This is a genomic window from Devosia honganensis (genome assembly GCF_042648785.1).
Taxonomy (GTDB): Bacteria; Pseudomonadota; Alphaproteobacteria; order Rhizobiales; family Devosiaceae; genus Devosia; species Devosia honganensis.
Genome location: NZ_JBHRYD010000013.1, coordinates 287877 through 303240, shown reverse-complemented (window position 1 = coordinate 303240; position 15364 = coordinate 287877). Strand labels below are relative to the sequence as shown.

The window sequence follows — 15364 nt, the reverse complement described above, 5'->3', positions numbered from 1 at the left end:
GATGGATGACCGCAATCCTCGGAGGCGCCAAACGCTCCATCAATTCTGTGCCGTGCTCGCGTGGGAATCCTTATCCGGCAGGCTGATCGATGCCCGCAAACCCAATTCGCTCCAATCCCGGGTGATCCTGGCGCCGAGCGCCGCGATCAGGCCGGCTTCAAGCCGACTCCCAAATCCCGGCGATATGGTCTGGACGGGCTTGGGGCCGCCGGTTTCTTCCCACGAAATGACGGTCGCTCCGGCATAATGTTCGATGAGGACCGTCAAGCACCCCTCGGGTACGGACAGTGCCCCATATTTCGCGGCGTTGGTCGCAAGTTCATGGATCAGCAAAGCCAGGCTGGTGGCGGCCCTCCCATCGACTTGGGCTGATACGCCATCCACGATTATGCAATCGCCGTCCCTATAAGGTTCGAGTACGGTGTTGATCAGGGATAGGAGATCGACGGACGCCTCACCCGGGGCGTCGCCCTGCCAATCCCCCAACGTCAATTCCTGTGCCCGCGCCAAGGCCGACAACCTGGCATGAATGGCGCTCACGACCTCATCAACGGCGGAGCCCGACCGGGCGCTGAGCGAGACGATCGCATTGGCGAGCGCGAACAGGTTCTTGATGCGATGTTGCATCTCCCCCATCAGCAGGTGGAGACGTTCCTCGCTTAGCCGCCTATGGGAGATATCGCGCGCGATCTTGGAGGCGCCGACGATTACGCCGGCAGCGTTTCGTATCGGCGAGATGGTCAAGGAGAGCTCGATATCGGAGCCATCCTTGCGGCGCCGGATGGTTTCGAAATGATCGACCCGCTCGCCGCGCCGTATTTGCGCGAGGATTCCGGGCTCCTCGTCCAGACGATCCTCCGGAATGAGCATTGTGATCGGCTTGCCGATTGCCTCTTCGGCGGTATAGCCGAATATCCTGGTCGCGCCGGTGTTCCAACTTTGGATGCGGCCGGCAAGGTCCTTGCTGATGATCGCATCGTCGGACCCATCGATCAGCGCCGCAAGCCAGTCTCGTATGTCGACCTCATCGCCGATTTCCCCGACCCCCTCGCCGACCATCTGAGCCTCCAAATAACTCATGCTGCGAAACACTGGCAGAATGGTTATCTCATGATTTTAGTGGAGGTGTAGAGATGAAAAGCTCGTTCCATCTCAGGGGCTCGATAAAGCTCGACTGGCAGCTCGCTTCCCAATTTTTGGAGACCCGGCAAAGGCGGCTCGGGCATGGGCTGATCAGCAGGAGCACGAGCCGAATGGTGAAAGAACCAGCGTTCACGAAGAAGGGCCGAGGGTGCGGGGAGCGCCCGGCCGTTCCAGAGGAACTAAAATCCCCACACTTTCATGTAGCTGTTGGAATTCTAAGATAAATTGGCGATCCCGGCAGGATTCGAACCTGCGACCAACAGCTTAGAAGGCTGCTGCTCTATCCAGCTGAGCTACGGGACCGCAGCGGGCTCTCTTTACAGCATTTCGGCCCCGGGGATACACCCCCGAAATCGCCTTGGGCGGCTATCGCGCGGGAACGGGCTGCGGCGGATGCGCGGTGCTTTCCCGCACGATCAGTTCCGAATTGAGGACGATGCGCAGCGTCTCGCGTCCGTCGGCGCCGTTTTCAATGACGTCGAGAAGGGTTTCGGCCGCCATGCGTCCCAGGGTTTCGCGGGGCTGGCGCATCGTGGTGAGAGGTGGCGAGTAATGCGGCGCCACGCCCAGGTCGTCGAAACCGACGATGGAGATGTCGCGCGGGCATTGCAGGCCGTGCTGGCGCAACCCCGACAGAAAGCCGATGGCCGATTCGTCATTGGCGGCGAACAGCGCCGTTGGCCGGTCGGACAGCGACATGAAGCGCGCCGCGGCGGAAAAGCCGCTTTCCATCTCGAAATTGCCGCGGAACAGCCATTGCGGCGTGGGGGCGAGGCCGGCCTGCTCCAGCGCCGCCGCAAAGCCCGCCAGCCGGTCGCGCGAGACGATATTGTGCTCCGGCCCGAGCAGGTGGCCGATCTTGCGGTGGCCCAGGTCCAGCAGATGCCGCGTGGCCCGTTCGGCGGCCCTGGCATTGTCGGTCAGCACGGTATGAAAGCCTGCATCCGGGATTTCCTCGCAGGCGACCACCAGCGGCACCGAATGGGGCGCCATGGTCATGGCCCGCAGCGTTTCCAGGTCCAGCGACCCATCGAGCAGCAGCAGGCCGTCGGCCCGGTTGGACAGCATGTAGTCCTGGAGGCGACAGGCGGTTTCGCGCCCCAGATAAAGATTGACGACCAGCACGCCATAGCCCCGGCCGCTGGCTTCCCGTTCGACGGCGTCGAGGATGGAGGAGAAGAACGGATTGCGGATGTCGGGCAGGGCGACGAGGATGGTTCGCGCGGTCCTTTGGCGCAGCGACCTTGCCGTCTGGTTGAGCGTGTAGCCCGTTGCACGTATGGCCTCGGAAATTCTGGCGCGCGTACCCTCGCTGACCCGGCCCGGGGTAGAAAGGGCACGGCTGACGGTGGCCGTCGACACCTTTGCGTGACGTGCAACATCTTGAATCGTCGGCACTTTCCTGATGTCAACCATTTCCGGGGGCGCTCCCTGCCACCATCGGCGGCTACCACGATCTAAATCGATCTTGACAGGTCCGCAAGTCGTGTATGAAACTTCCGAAATCGATTGCAGAGCCATTTTGGACGCGGTAATGCAATCGATTACACACCGTTGCCGGTTGTTTTTTACGCAGGGCAGCCTTGCAGTTGGTGCATCACCGGAGCGAAAGCTCGTGTTCGTTGGGAGGACAAAATCATGAAAAAGTTCGCAGTGGTTGCCGCCATGGCAACCGCTTTCCTCGGCTCCACCGCCTATGCTGCGGAGCTGGAAGTCACGCACTGGTGGACTTCGGCCGGTGAAGCCGCTGCCATCGCCGAATTCGCCAAGCTCTTTGAAGAAAAGACCGGCAATACATGGGTGGACAGCGCGCTTGCCGGCTCGGGCACCGGCGCCAACCCCGTCATCATCAGCCGCATCATCGGCGGCGATCCGATGGGTGCCACGCAGATGAATACCGGCCGTGACGCGGAAGAACTCATCCAGGCCGGCCTGATGCGCGACCTGACCCCGATCGTCGAAGAGATGGGCGGCCTCGACTTCTACGTCGACGACACTCTGCTCGAGCCCTGCCGCTATGAGGGTGGTCTCTACTGTCTGCCGATCAACATCCACTCATGGGACTGGCTGTGGCTCTCCACCAAGGCCTATGAGACCATCGGTCAGCCGGTCCCGACGGACTGGAACGAATATGTCGCCTCCTGGCCGGCGCTCGAGGAAGCCGGTATCCTGCCCTTTGGCCTGGCTACCGGCTGGCCCTTCTCGGGCATTCCGGGCGTGCTGATGGCCGCCATCGGCGGCTCCGACCTCCTGATCGCCGTCAACCGCGACAAGGATGCCGAGGCGGTCCGCAGCCCCGAATTCCGCGAGGTGGCAGAGGCTCTGGACGACCTGCGCAGCGTGATCTCGCCCGACACCCTGGTCCCGACCTTCGGCGATGTGGGCAACCAGCTGCTCGAAGGCACGGCCGCGGGCAATATCCATGGCGACTGGCTGCAGGGCGACCTGCAGGTGGCCGGCGGCGTTCCCGGCGAGGATTATGAGTGCCTGCCGGCCCTGGGCCTGGGCACCCAGCTCAGCGGCGGTGGCGACTCCTTCTACTTCCCGGTCCTGCCCGAGGGCACCGACCAGGCGGTGATCGACGCCCAGACCGAGCTGGCCAAGATACTGGTCTCGCCAGAAGGCCAGTTGAACTTCAACCTGGTTAAGGGCTCGATGCCGATCCGCACGGATATCGATCTGTCGGGCGCCAATGCTTGCATGAAGAAGGCTCTCGACCTGCTCGGCAACGGCCTGCTGCCCTCCGGTGACTTCGCGCTCTCCAGCGACACCCAGCAGCAGCTCCAGGACCTCAACACCGAGTTCCTCGATGACGATGGCATCACCGTCGATGACTATATCGAGCGCTATGCCTCGATCATCGAGCAGGCGGACTGATCCCGCTCGGTGGGATTGAGTCTTCATCACTGAAAGCGGTGGTCGGCCTTGCTCGACAGGGTCGGCCACTGCGTTATGGAGAGAGCCGATGGCGGACATAGCCGTTGAGACCGGGGAGGGCACCGGAACTGTCAGCCGGCCTGGCTTCCTGAAAAAAATCTTCCTGCACAATCTGCCCGCCAAGGTCGCGGCCGTGCCGATGATGGCCACGGTACTGGTCGTTTTCGTCGGCTGCACGATCTGGACCGTTTATTATTCCCTCACCAATTCCAGGCTGCTGCCGACCGGCAAATTCGTCGGTTTCGAGCAATATGAGCGGCTGTTCGCCACCTCGCGCTGGAACGTCTCGGTTACCAACCTGATCTCCTATGGCGTCATGTCCATGGTGTTCACCCTGGGCCTGGGTTTCCTGCTCGCGGTGCTGATGGACCAGAAAATCCGGTTCGAAAGCGCCTTCCGCACCATCATGCTCTATCCCTTCGCGCTCTCTTTCATCGTTACCGGCCTCGTCTGGCAGTGGATCATGAACCCCACGCTGGGGCTGCAGGGCACGATGCGCAATCTGGGCTGGGAGAATTTCACCTTCGACTGGATCACCAATTCGCGCATGGTGCTGTTCGCGCTGCTGATCGCGGGGCTGTGGCAGGGGGTGGGCTTCTGCATGGTGCTCATGCTGGCGGGGCTGCGCGGCGTGGACGAAGAAATCTGGAAGGCGGCGCGTGTCGACGGCATTCCCACCTGGCGCACCTATGTCTCCATCGTGCTGCCGATGATGCGGGGCGTGCTGATCACCGCCATCGTGCTGATCGGCTCGGGCATCGTGCGGCTCTACGACCTGGTGGTGGCGCTGACCAATGGCGGCCCCGGCATCTCGTCGGAAGTGCCGGCCAAATATGTCTATAACTACATGTTCAGCGGCGGCAATATCGGCCAGGGACTGGCCGCGGCTACCATGATGCTGGTCACCGTCATCATCATCATGATCCCCTGGATCTATCTCGAATTCGGTGGAAAGGGGCGCCGCGCATGAGCCAGACCGCAACCATGGCCGGTCCCGCTCCGGCAGTGGCGGGTGACACCGCTATCGAGCCGCGCGGCCCGCGCCCGCGTCCCTTCTTCACGCCCAGGAAGATCGTCATCTATTCGATCCTGGTGCTGTTTTCGTTCTACTTCCTGTTTCCGCTCTATGTGATGGTGGCGACGTCATTCAAGACGATGCCCGAAATCCGCTTCGGCAATATCTTCGCGCTTCCGAGGGAAATCAGTTTCGACGCTTGGGCGAAGGCCTGGACCAGCGCCTGTACGGGCCTTACCTGCAACGGCCTGTCGCCCGGCTTCTGGAATTCGGTCAAGATCACCATTCCCTCGACCATCGTGTCGATCTTCATCGCGGCGGTGAACGGCTATGCGCTGGTGAACTGGCGGTTCAAGGGCTCGGAACTCTTCTTCGCCATCCTCATCTTCGGCTCGTTCATCCCCTATCAGGTGTTTCTCTATCCGCTGGTGATGATCACCCGCCAACTGGGCATTTTCGGCACGCTGCAGGCGGTGATCCTCGTCCACACCATTTTCGGCATGCCGATCCTGACGCTGCTGTTCCGCAATTATTTCGCGTCGCTGCCGCAGGAACTGTTCAAGGCGGCACGGGTCGACGGGGCCGGGTTCTGGCGCATCTTCTTCGAGATCATGCTGCCCATGTCGCTGCCGATCTTCGTGGTGGCGCTGATCCTGCAGGTGACCGGCATCTGGAACGACTTCCTGTTCGGCGTGGTCTTTGCGGGCACGCAGAACTATCCGATGACCGTGCAGCTCAACAATATCGTCAATTCGGCCCAGGGCACGCCGGAATACAACGTCAACATGGCCGCCACCGTGCTGACCGGGCTCGTGCCGCTGATCATCTATTTCGTGTCCGGCAAGCTGTTCGTGCGCGGCGTCGCCGCCGGCGCCGTCAAGGGATAATCGGGAATGCAGCATAGTGTTTCAATCAAGGATCTTTCGCTGAGCTTCGGCAGCGTGAAAGTGCTCGAACATCTCGATCTCGACATCAGGCAGGGCGAGTTCATCGTGCTGCTGGGGCCTTCGGGCTGCGGCAAGTCGACCCTGCTCAACTGCATTGCAGGGCTGCTGGACGTGTCGGACGGGCAGATTTTCATCAACGGCAAGAACGTGACCTGGGAGGAGCCCAAGGACCGCGGCATCGGCATGGTGTTCCAGTCCTATGCGCTCTATCCGCAGATGTCGGTGGAAAAGAACCTCAGCTTCGGCCTGCGCGTCGCCGGCATGAAGAAGGAGGAGATCGCCCAGCGGGTGAAACGCGCCGCCGAGATCCTCCAGATCGAGCCGCTGCTGGGCCGCCGGCCGGCCAATCTCTCGGGTGGCCAGCGCCAGCGCGTCGCCATCGGCCGGGCCCTGGTGCGCGACGTGGAGGTGTTCCTGTTCGACGAGCCGCTGTCCAATCTCGACGCCAAGCTGCGCAGCGACCTGCGCGTCGAGATCAAGCGGCTGCACCAGCGTCTCAAGAACACCATGATCTACGTGACCCACGACCAGATCGAGGCGCTGACGCTGGCCGACCGCATCGCCATCATGAAGAACGGCGTCATCCAGCAACTGGCCGATCCGCACACCATCTACAACAAGCCCACCAATCTCTACGTCGCCGGATTCATCGGCTCCCCCTCGATGAACTTCATCGGCGGGACGCTGGAGGGCGAAAGCTTCGTGGCCGATGACGGCACCGTCATCCCGGTAGGCGCCTATGAATATGCCTCCACCGCCGGCGGCGGCGCCAAGGCGATATTGGGTGTGCGTCCCGAGCATATCTTCCTTGGCGAGGCGGCCCAGGCCATGCCCTTCAAGACCGACGTCGAAATCGAGATCGTCGAGCCCATGGGCTCCGAGAGCCTGGCCTGGACCAAAGTGGCGGGCGTGCCCGTCACCTTCCGTTGCAGCAGCGACGTGGCGCTGGCGGTGGGCGACAAGGTCAATGTCGGCTTCGACATCGCGCGCGGCTCGCTGTTCGACGCCGCGACCGAGAACCGGCTTTAGAGCATCGGACTGAGAAGTGTATTCGCGGTTTTCAGAAAATCCGATGCGCCTGCAAAGAGCTGGAGCGGCACGCTGCGTCCGATAGAACGCAGGCTGCTCTAGCCCGATATCGCTTCGGGCGGCGTCCCACGGGGCGCCGTCCGCCGGGTTTCCGGCATCCACATTACTTTCGCGGCAGTCGATCTGTCCGGGGGCGGCGACGCCGGTTCTGCTTCCGGCTAGCTCTGGGTCCGATCCGACTGCGCACCACACCGACCTTATGAGAGGCCACAGATGACCGAGTTGTCATTCCAGCTCTATAGCGCCCGCAACTATCCCTCGCTTTCCGAATTTCTCGGCAAGCTCGGCCAGCTCGGCTACCGGCAGGTGGAAGGCTTTGGCGGGCTTTATGCCGATCCGGTCGGGCTTGCCGCCGATTTGAAGAAAAACGGCCTTTCCATGCCGACCGGCCATTTCGGCCTGGATCAGCTCAAGGACACGTCCGGCGCCCTCCGGATCGCCGAAGCGCTCGGCGTCAAGCGGATTTTCTGCCCCTTCATCATGCCCGACCAGCGCAGCGAAGACGAATCCAAATGGCTCGAACTGGCCGAGACCCTGGCCGAGCTGGGCGAGAAATTCGGCGCCGAGGGCTATGGCTTCGGCTGGCACAATCACGATTTCGAATTCGCGCCCACGACCTCTGGCCGCACGCCGATGGAGATCATCCTCGACACCGCGCCCGGGGTCGAATGGGAATGCGACATCGCCTGGGTCATTCGCGGCAAGGCCGACCCGCTGGCCTGGTTCGACAGATATGGCGACCGCATCAGCGCCGTCCACGTCAAGGACATCGCGCCGGAAGGCGAGAATGCCGATGAGGACGGCTGGGCCGATATCGGTCACGGCGTGGTGGGCTGGGACAAGCTCATCAACGAGGTGAAAGCCCGGACCAAGGCGCAGTATTTCGTCGCCGAGCACGACAAGCCGTCCGATCCGGTGCGCTTCGCCACCCGCTCGATCGCAACCGCCAGCAAGTGGAAGTAAGCTGAAATGGCAAAGACTTACGGCGTCGGCATCATGGGGGCCGGCAATATTTCCTCCGCCTATCTGCGCCTCGCGCCCCTGTTCGAGGGGCTCGAGGTGCGGGCGGTGGCCGACATTCTTCCCGAGGCAGCCAGCAAGCGGGCCGAGGAGTTCGGCGTCGCCGCACAGACCCCGGACGAGCTGCTCAAGAACAGCGAGTTGGACGTCATCGTCAACCTGACCGTTCCCTCCACCCACTACCGGGTGTCGATGGATATCGTCTCGGCCGGCAAGCACGCCTATTCCGAAAAGCCTTTCGTCCTGTCGGTGGAGGAGGGACTGTCCCTCAAGAAGGCGGCGGACGAGCGCAATCTCGCCGTCGGCTCGGCGCCCGACACGTTCCTGGGCGGTGCGCATCAGCAGGCCCGCGACATCATCGATGCGGGGCGCCTGGGCAAGATCATGAGCGGCACCACCCATGTGATGAGCCGCGGCATGGAGCACTGGCATCCCAATCCGGACTTCTTCTTCCAGCCCGGCGGCGGGCCCATTCTCGATCTGGGCCCGTACTACATCACCGACCTGGTGCATTTGCTCGGACCGGTGAAGCGGCTGTCCGCCTTCACCAACATGGCCCGCAACGAGCGCGTGGTCAGCGCCGATGGCCCCTATAAGGGCAGCATCATCAAGGTGGGCACCCCCACCACCATCCACGGCATCCTCGAATTCCACAATGGCGCCATCGTCACCATAGGCGCGAGTTGGGACGTTGCCGCCCATGGCCACCACAATATCGAGCTCTACGGCACCGACGGATCGATCTTCGTGCCCGACCCGAATTTCTTCGGCGGCGACCTGGTCACCACAGGCATCGAGGGCATTCGTACCCCGGTGGAGCCCTGGGCACATCCCTTCGGCAAGCCGAACCAGGATGTCGACAAGGATACGCCGCGCGCCAATTATCGCTGCGCAGGCCTTGCCGACATGGTCCAGTCCATCGAGACCGGGCAAAAGGCGCGTTGCGGCATCGAGGTGGCGCTGCATGTCGTGGAGGTGATGACCGGGCTGCTCAAGGCCGGCGAGACGGGCGAGGTGCTGACGCTCACCACTACCTGCGAGCGTCCGCGCGCGCTCGGAATTGAGGAGGCTCAGGCCCTGCTCAGGGCTTGATGGACGTACATCATTGACAGGTGCCCGATGGCGGTCAAAACTGCCGGAAGGAAAGCTTTGGGGCGGCGGGGGATCGCCGCCTCTTGATCCATGCGGGGGCGCTACGCGCTCACGAAGAGGGACTCCGGCACCTGCGCGCCGGGGCGGAAAGAGGAGACGATCATGGCCACGACTTTGAAGGGGCCCGCCATTTTCCTGGCGCAGTTCGCCGGCGACGCGGCGCCTTTCGACACGCTGGACAATATCTGCCGCTGGGCGGCGGGGCTCGGCTATAAGGGCGTCCAGATTCCGACCTGGGTTTCGAGCTTCATCGACCTGGAAAAGGCTGCCAGTTCCAAGGATTACGCTGACGAGATCAGGGGAATCGTCAACAGCCACGGACTGGAGATCACCGAGCTGTCGACTCATCTCCAGGGTCAGCTCGTGGCGGTTCACCCGGCCTATGACACTGCTTTCGACGGCTTCGCCCCGGCCAGCGTCCACGGCAACCCGAAGGCGCGGCAGGAATGGGCGGTGCAGACCATGCTCAACGCCGCCAAGGCGTCGCGGAATTTGGGCCTGGATGCCCACGCCACCTTTTCGGGCTCGCTGGCCTGGCCCTATATCTATCCGTGGCCGCAGCGGCCTGCGGGGCTGGTCGAGGAGGCGTTCGACGAGCTGGCGCGCCGCTGGACTCCGATCCTGGATGCCTTCGACGAGGCCGGCGTCGACGTCTGCTACGAAATCCATCCCGGCGAGGACCTGCATGACGGCGTGTCCTACGAGATGTTCCTCGAGCGCGTGAACAACCACGCCCGGGCCAATCTGCTCTACGACCCGAGCCATTTCGTTCTGCAGCAGCTCGACTATCTCGACTACATCGATATCTACAAGGACCGGATCCGGGCCTTCCACGTCAAGGACGCCGAGTTCAATCCGACCGGGCGGCAGGGCGTCTATGGCGGTTTCCAGTCCTGGGTGAACCGGGCAGGGCGCTTCCGCTCCATCGGTGACGGCCAGGTGGATTTCCCCGCAATCTTCGCCAAGATGGCCGCCAACGACTTCAAAGGCTGGGCGGTTCTGGAATGGGAATGCGCCCTCAAGCACCCAGAGGACGGGGCCAGGGAAGGCGCGGAACTCATCGAGAGCTACATCATCCGCGTCACCGAAAAAGCCTTCGACGACTTCGCCAGCGGCGGCACCGACCAGGCCGCCAACCGCAAGATGCTGGGCTTGTCCTGAGCTGTCACATAAGCAGGGTCATTCCCGCGAAAGCGGGAAACTCTGTTTACCGGCGCCAACCGGGATTCCCGCTTTCGCGGGAATGACCCCGTGATAGGTGTCGAACCATAGATATTGAGGAGGCATCAAATGGCTGAGAACGGCGCCAGGCGCATTCGCCTGGGCATGGTGGGCGGCGGTACGGGGGCCTTTATCGGCTATGTGCATCGCATTGCCGCCCGCATCGACGGGGATTACGAGCTGGTGGCCGGCGCGCTGTCGTCGCGTCCCGACGTGGCCCGGGAGTCGGGCAAAAATATCGGTCTTGCCGAGGATCGCGTCTACACCTCCTATGAGGAGATGGCCAAAGCCGAAGCGGCGCGTCCGGACGGCATCGAGGCGGTTTCCATCGTCACGCCCAACCACATGCATTTCGGCCCGGCCAAGGCGTTTCTCGAAGCCGGCATCCACGTGATCTGCGACAAGCCGGTTACCTCGACGCTGGAGGACGCGCGCAAGCTGGCAGAGATCAAGCCGAAGAACGGCGCCAAATTCCTCCTGACGCATAATTACACCGGCTATCCGCTGGTCCGACAGGCGCGCGAGCTGGTGGCTTCGGGCGCGCTGGGCAAACTGCGCGTGGTGCAGGTCGAATATCCGCAGGACTGGCTGACCGAGCCGGCCGGCGAGGACAACAAGCAGGCCGCCTGGCGGACCGATCCGGCCCGGTCCGGCGCCGGAGGCTGCATCGGCGATATCGGCACCCACGCCTATAACCTCGCCCGTTTCGTCACCGGCCTCGAGACCGAGGCGGTCTCGGCCGACCTCACCGCCTTTGTCGAGGGGCGCCGGCTCGACGACAACGTGAACATCATGCTGCGCTTCGCCGGCGGGGCCAAGGGCATGCTCTGGGCCAGCCAGGTCGCGGTGGGCAATGAGAACGGCCTGCAATTGCGCGTCTATGGCGACAAGGGGGGTCTCGAATGGCGGCAGGACAACCCGAACTATATGTGGTTCACTGAGTTCGGCAAACCCAAGCAGTTGCTGACGCGCGGCGGCTCCATCTCGGTGCCCCCCGCCGCCTCGATGAATGTCCGCATTCCCTCCGGCCATCCGGAAGGATATCTGGAAGCCTTCGCCACGCTCTACAGCCAGTTCGCCGCCGTCATCCGGGGTGAGGGCGCGGACTATGAAAGCCTGCTGCCCGGCATGGAAGATGGCGTCGAAGGCATGCAGTTCATTGCCGCCTCGATCCGCTCCAGCCAGAACGACAGCAAGTGGACCCGGCTGGACGAGGTCTGATTCATCGCTTCGGGCGCGGCGGCGGCGACCGTCGCGCTCATTGCAACCGCTGGCTGGAAAAGCCCCTCGCCTCGAGCAGCCTGATGACGCTGGCCTCGCCGATCATATGGGCGGCGCCGACCACCAGTAGGGCCTTTTCGTTTTCCGCCAGCATGGTTTCGATCTGCGCCACCCAATTGTGGTTGCGCCGGTCGATGATGCGCTCGACCATGCCTTCGTCATAGCCGCCCATCTGGGCCATGAAGATTTCGCCCAGCGCCTCCGGTTCGCCGGCCAGCCAGGCTTCGATCATGAAGCCGATATCGTCCTGGATCATGTCCAGCGTGTCGAGCGTGGCTTCGAGCATGGAAATCTGCTCCGCCTCGCTGCCGCCGGCCAGGAAGCCGAGCTGTTCCTCGGGGGATTCCAGAAAACCCTTGCGCTCGGCGGGAAGGCCTTCGGAGAGCACGGTTTCCACGCCCAGCTCCGCCGCGTAGCCCGAGTTCGTCAGCGGCCCCAGCGACAGCGTCGTCGCCGCCATCCAGGGTTGCATGGTGAGCAGGGACGGCATGGGGATGAAATATTCTTCCGCCGCGCTGCGCACCCGCGCCGTCAGTTCCGGCCCGATCTTGTCGCTCAGCAGTTTCCCGTCGCGATTGAAACCCAGCTCGAAGGTCAGCGGGATAATCCGCGCCTGGCCTTCCGGCCCGATATCGGTTTCGAAATAGACGCGATCGGCCTTGGAGAGGATCTTGTCGAGCGCCGGGCTGCGCCAGTCGGTGTCCGGGGGCAGCATATGGACGGAGCCGAAGACCCAGATGGAGCTGTCCGCGTCGCTCACCTGCCACAGCGCCGGCGCGGCGAGGCCGGGCGTGGCGGCCAGCAGCAGGGCGGCCAGGGGAGCGACGAGACGACCGACAGGCATGGCGAACTCCGGCGGGAGGGATTGTCCAAAATCCTAGCCCATCGGCGCCGAAAGGGTAATTGCGCTTTTCCGCACAGCATAAGCAGCGCACAAGCGTCGCGCTCTCCTGCGGGGAATCAGTGCGTCCAGGGCGTCTTGCGATCGGACCGGAAATTGTCGGGATAGCTGACGCGCTTGGGCGTGGGGTCGTGCGCGGGCTGCACGTGATAGGCGATGCCGTGGCGCTGCGCATAGGCGATGGCGTCTTCCTGCGTCTCAAAGGACAGGCGGACCTGCTGGCGCATGTCGGAGCTGCTCGTATAGCCCATGAGCGGGTCGATGCTGCGCGGGGTCGTCGGCTCATAGACCAGGACCCACTGCTTGGACTTGCCCTTGCCGGATTGCATGGCGTTTCGGGCCGGGCGGTAGATACGGGCGGTCATGTGACGTCCTCAACACGATGCGGGGCGATTGGTCGGAGTACAAAGATTCGAACTTTGGACCCCCGGTTCCCAAAACCGGTGCTCTACCAGGCTGAGCTACACTCCGAAATCGTGCCTTTCCGTTACCGCGTTCGCCCTGAAAGGGCAAGGCCGTCGAAGCGCCTCGGCCGACTTGACGCGCCTGCGGCGGCAGGGGACAAACCGGGATGATCGATCTGCAAAAGCCCTGGCCGCTTGGCCTCAGCCGCACCTCCTGGCCGCTTTTCCTCCTGGCCATGCTCGCCGTGCTCGCAGGCCTCGCTGCCGTCGATATCGCCGCCTCGCGCGGGGCGATCGGCTGGCCCGAGCCATGGCGGGCGCCGTTTTTCTTCATCACCGATTACGGCCTGTCGGACTGGATGCTGATTCCCAGCCTAGTGCTGATGATCCTTTTGCGCCTCGCCATGTTTCCGTTGCGCGGCGTGTGGCGCCAGGCGGCCGGCGAGATGGCCATGCTTTCGGCCTTCGTCTTCGTGGGGGTCGGCGGTCCCGGCCTGCTGACCAATCTGCTCAAGCGCTTGGTCGGACGCAGCCGGCCCACCGAGTTCGAGGCCTCGGGCGCCTTTTCCTTCCAGCACCTGCTCAACGACTGGACGTTCCAGAGCTTCCCCAGCGGCCATTCCACCACTGCCGTGGCCTTTGCCTTCGTCATCGGCTTCGTCTGGCCGCGCGTTTTCCCGCTGTTTCTCGTCATTGGCGTCGCCGTGGCGGTTTCGCGGGTGCCGGTGGGCATGCACTATCCCACCGACGTTTTCGCCGGCATCGTCGTGGGGATGCTGGGCGCCTATCTGGTGCGCAATTTCTTCGCGCTCAAGGGCTGGCTGTTCGAGCGGCGGCCCGACGGGCGGATCGTCCGCAAGCCGTTCGAGGGCGTGGCGCGCCTGTTTCAGCGGGCGCGGGCGTAGCGCTCCAGAGCGGCGGCGAGATCGGCCTTGAGGTCTTCCAGCCCCTCGAATCCGACGTGGAGCCGGAACAGATTGCCCTCGCGCGTCCACGGCTCGACGGTGCGGGCCCGGGAAATGTTCACCGGCAGGCACAGGCTTTCATAGCCGCCCCATGAAAACCCCATGCTGAGCAATTGCATGTGGTCGACGAAAGCGGCGACCGCCTCACGCCGCGCCGGCTTGAGGACGAAGCCGAACAGGCTGCCCGAGCCGGTGAAATCGCGTTTCCATAATTCATGGTCGGGATGGCTGGGCAGGGCCGGGTGCAGCACGGCCGAGACCTCGTCCTGGCGCTCCAGCCAGGAGGCGATGTGCAGCGCCCGCTCCTGGTGTTCCTTCATGCGGATGGCGAGGGTGCGCAGGCCCCGCGCCACGAGAAAGGCCTCGTCGCCGGAGGTGAAGAAGCCCAGCAGCGTGCGGATGCGCTCGACATCGGCCCAGGCCGCCTCGGTGGTGGAGATGGTGCCGGCGAAGGCGTCGGAATGGCCCACGAACATCTTGGTGCCGGCATGGACGACGATGTCGGCGCCCAGCGCCAGCGGGCGGTGATAGAGCGGGCTGGCCCAGCTATTGTCGACGATCAGCCTGGCGCCGCCGGCATGGGCGGCCGCCGCCAGCGCCGGAATGTCCTGCACCTCGAAGGTCAGCGATCCGGGGCTTTCGGCCAGCACCGCCTTGGTCCGGGGGCCCATGAGAGCGGCGAGGCCCGCCCCGGAGCGCGGATCGTAATAGCGTACGCCGATGCCCATGCGTTCGAGAAAGCCGTCGGCGAATTTGCGGCCCGGCTCATAGGCGCTGTCGGAAATCAGCACCTCGTCGCCGGTCTCGAGGCAGGACATGAGCGCTATGGTGATGGCGGCGAGACCCGAAGGGACCAGCTTCGTCCGATAGGCGCCCTCCAGTTCGCTGACTATGGTTTCGACCCCGTCCGTGGTCGGATTGCCCGCGCGCCCGTAAAGATAATGCTGCGTCTGGGCCTCGAGGTCGGCCAGGGTCTTGAACAGCACGGTCGAGCCGCGGAACACCGGGGTGTTGACGAAGCCGAAATGGTCTTCCGGCCGGCGGCCGGCATGGGTGAGAAGCGTTTCGACGGAGGGCTCGGTCTCGGCGGGGCGGAAATTTTCGGTCATGGTTCCAGGCTATTCAAAACAGATCTCATTGCATATCCGGCCGGTCGGGAGACAGATATGCCGTCCTGATGCGCCACCTGCCCTTGACGTCACGCCTAAGAGAGGTTTGCATGTTTAACAGCATCCTAGCCGGCAGACAAAGCAGGGATGCGTCCGGGAATTACAGACTCGAAATGGCCC

Annotated in this window: 14 protein-coding genes and 2 tRNA genes; 9 read left to right on the top strand and 7 right to left on the bottom strand. The window is 63.4% G+C overall.

The genetic code is table 11. The annotated features are described in order from the left end of the window. Nucleotides 1–39: 39 nt before the first annotated feature. The 3 genes from ACFOOL_RS14615 to ACFOOL_RS14605 form a co-directional block, all read right to left on the bottom strand. Nucleotides 40–1059 carry a PAS domain S-box protein gene (locus ACFOOL_RS14615; protein WP_380097984.1) on the bottom strand — a complete coding sequence of 340 codons (1020 nt, stop codon included), beginning with the start codon at nt 1057–1059 and terminating at the stop codon, nt 40–42. Nucleotides 1060–1369: 310 nt separating this feature from the next. Further along, nucleotides 1370–1446, bottom strand: a tRNA-Arg gene (locus ACFOOL_RS14610). A gap of 63 nt (nt 1447–1509) precedes the next feature. Then, nucleotides 1510–2559: a LacI family DNA-binding transcriptional regulator gene (locus tag ACFOOL_RS14605; protein WP_380097983.1), complete on the bottom strand. Its 1050-nt coding sequence runs from the start codon at nt 2557–2559 to the stop codon at nt 1510–1512. A 222-nt stretch (nt 2560–2781) separates the two neighbouring features. Between ACFOOL_RS14605 and ACFOOL_RS14600 the strand changes: the two genes are divergently transcribed. The 8 genes from ACFOOL_RS14600 to ACFOOL_RS14565 all read left to right on the top strand — a co-directional run bounded on the left by ACFOOL_RS14600 (nt 2782) and on the right by ACFOOL_RS14565 (nt 11745). Next, nucleotides 2782–4020, top strand: a complete 1239-nt coding sequence (locus tag ACFOOL_RS14600) for an ABC transporter substrate-binding protein (RefSeq protein ID WP_380097981.1) — start codon at nt 2782–2784, stop codon at nt 4018–4020. Between the two features lie 88 nt (nt 4021–4108). Next, nucleotides 4109–5050, top strand: coding sequence for a carbohydrate ABC transporter permease (locus tag ACFOOL_RS14595; RefSeq protein ID WP_380097979.1), 942 nt, complete (start codon nt 4109–4111; stop codon nt 5048–5050). A gap of 14 nt (nt 5051–5064) precedes the next feature. Further along, nucleotides 5065–5982 (top strand): carbohydrate ABC transporter permease, encoded by a 918-nt coding sequence (locus ACFOOL_RS14590; RefSeq protein WP_380098024.1) that lies wholly within the window; start codon nt 5065–5067, stop codon nt 5980–5982. A 6-nt stretch (nt 5983–5988) separates the two neighbouring features. Further along, the gene (locus ACFOOL_RS14585; RefSeq protein WP_380097978.1) at nt 5989–7071 is read left to right on the top strand and encodes an ABC transporter ATP-binding protein; all 1083 of its coding nucleotides are present in this window, start codon (nt 5989–5991) and stop codon (nt 7069–7071) included. Nucleotides 7072–7344: 273 nt separating this feature from the next. Further along, nucleotides 7345–8094: a sugar phosphate isomerase/epimerase family protein gene (locus tag ACFOOL_RS14580; RefSeq protein WP_380097976.1), complete on the top strand. Its 750-nt coding sequence runs from the start codon at nt 7345–7347 to the stop codon at nt 8092–8094. A gap of 6 nt (nt 8095–8100) precedes the next feature. Further along, entirely contained in the window at nt 8101–9243 is a 1143-nt protein-coding gene (locus ACFOOL_RS14575) for a Gfo/Idh/MocA family protein (protein ID WP_380097974.1), read from the top strand. Nucleotides 9244–9405: 162 nt separating this feature from the next. After that, on the top strand, nt 9406–10464 hold the full coding sequence (locus ACFOOL_RS14570) for a sugar phosphate isomerase/epimerase family protein (protein ID WP_380097973.1): 1059 nt from the start codon (nt 9406–9408) through the stop codon (nt 10462–10464). Between the two features lie 129 nt (nt 10465–10593). Next, nucleotides 10594–11745 (top strand): Gfo/Idh/MocA family protein, encoded by a 1152-nt coding sequence (locus tag ACFOOL_RS14565; protein ID WP_380097971.1) that lies wholly within the window; start codon nt 10594–10596, stop codon nt 11743–11745. Between the two features lie 37 nt (nt 11746–11782). Here ACFOOL_RS14565 and ACFOOL_RS14560 read toward each other — a convergent pair whose 3' ends face one another. The 3 genes from ACFOOL_RS14560 to ACFOOL_RS14550 all read right to left on the bottom strand — a co-directional run bounded on the left by ACFOOL_RS14560 (nt 11783) and on the right by ACFOOL_RS14550 (nt 13177). Continuing rightward, on the bottom strand, nt 11783–12649 hold the full coding sequence (locus tag ACFOOL_RS14560) for a TraB/GumN family protein (protein WP_380097970.1): 867 nt from the start codon (nt 12647–12649) through the stop codon (nt 11783–11785). Between the two features lie 116 nt (nt 12650–12765). Then, nucleotides 12766–13071 carry an ETC complex I subunit gene (locus ACFOOL_RS14555; protein WP_380097969.1) on the bottom strand — a complete coding sequence of 102 codons (306 nt, stop codon included), beginning with the start codon at nt 13069–13071 and terminating at the stop codon, nt 12766–12768. Nucleotides 13072–13100: 29 nt separating this feature from the next. Further along, nucleotides 13101–13177 (bottom strand) — tRNA-Pro (locus tag ACFOOL_RS14550). A gap of 100 nt (nt 13178–13277) precedes the next feature. Here ACFOOL_RS14550 and ACFOOL_RS14545 point away from each other — a divergent pair. After that, complete coding sequence (locus ACFOOL_RS14545; RefSeq protein ID WP_380097967.1) at nt 13278–14015, top strand: phosphatase PAP2 family protein; 738 nt, start codon at nt 13278–13280, stop codon at nt 14013–14015. Here ACFOOL_RS14545 and metC read toward each other — a convergent pair. Next, nucleotides 13997–15184: a cystathionine beta-lyase gene (gene metC, locus ACFOOL_RS14540; RefSeq protein ID WP_380097966.1), complete on the bottom strand. Its 1188-nt coding sequence runs from the start codon at nt 15182–15184 to the stop codon at nt 13997–13999. The genes ACFOOL_RS14545 and metC overlap by 19 nt on opposite strands. Between the last annotated feature and the right edge of the window lie 180 nt (nt 15185–15364).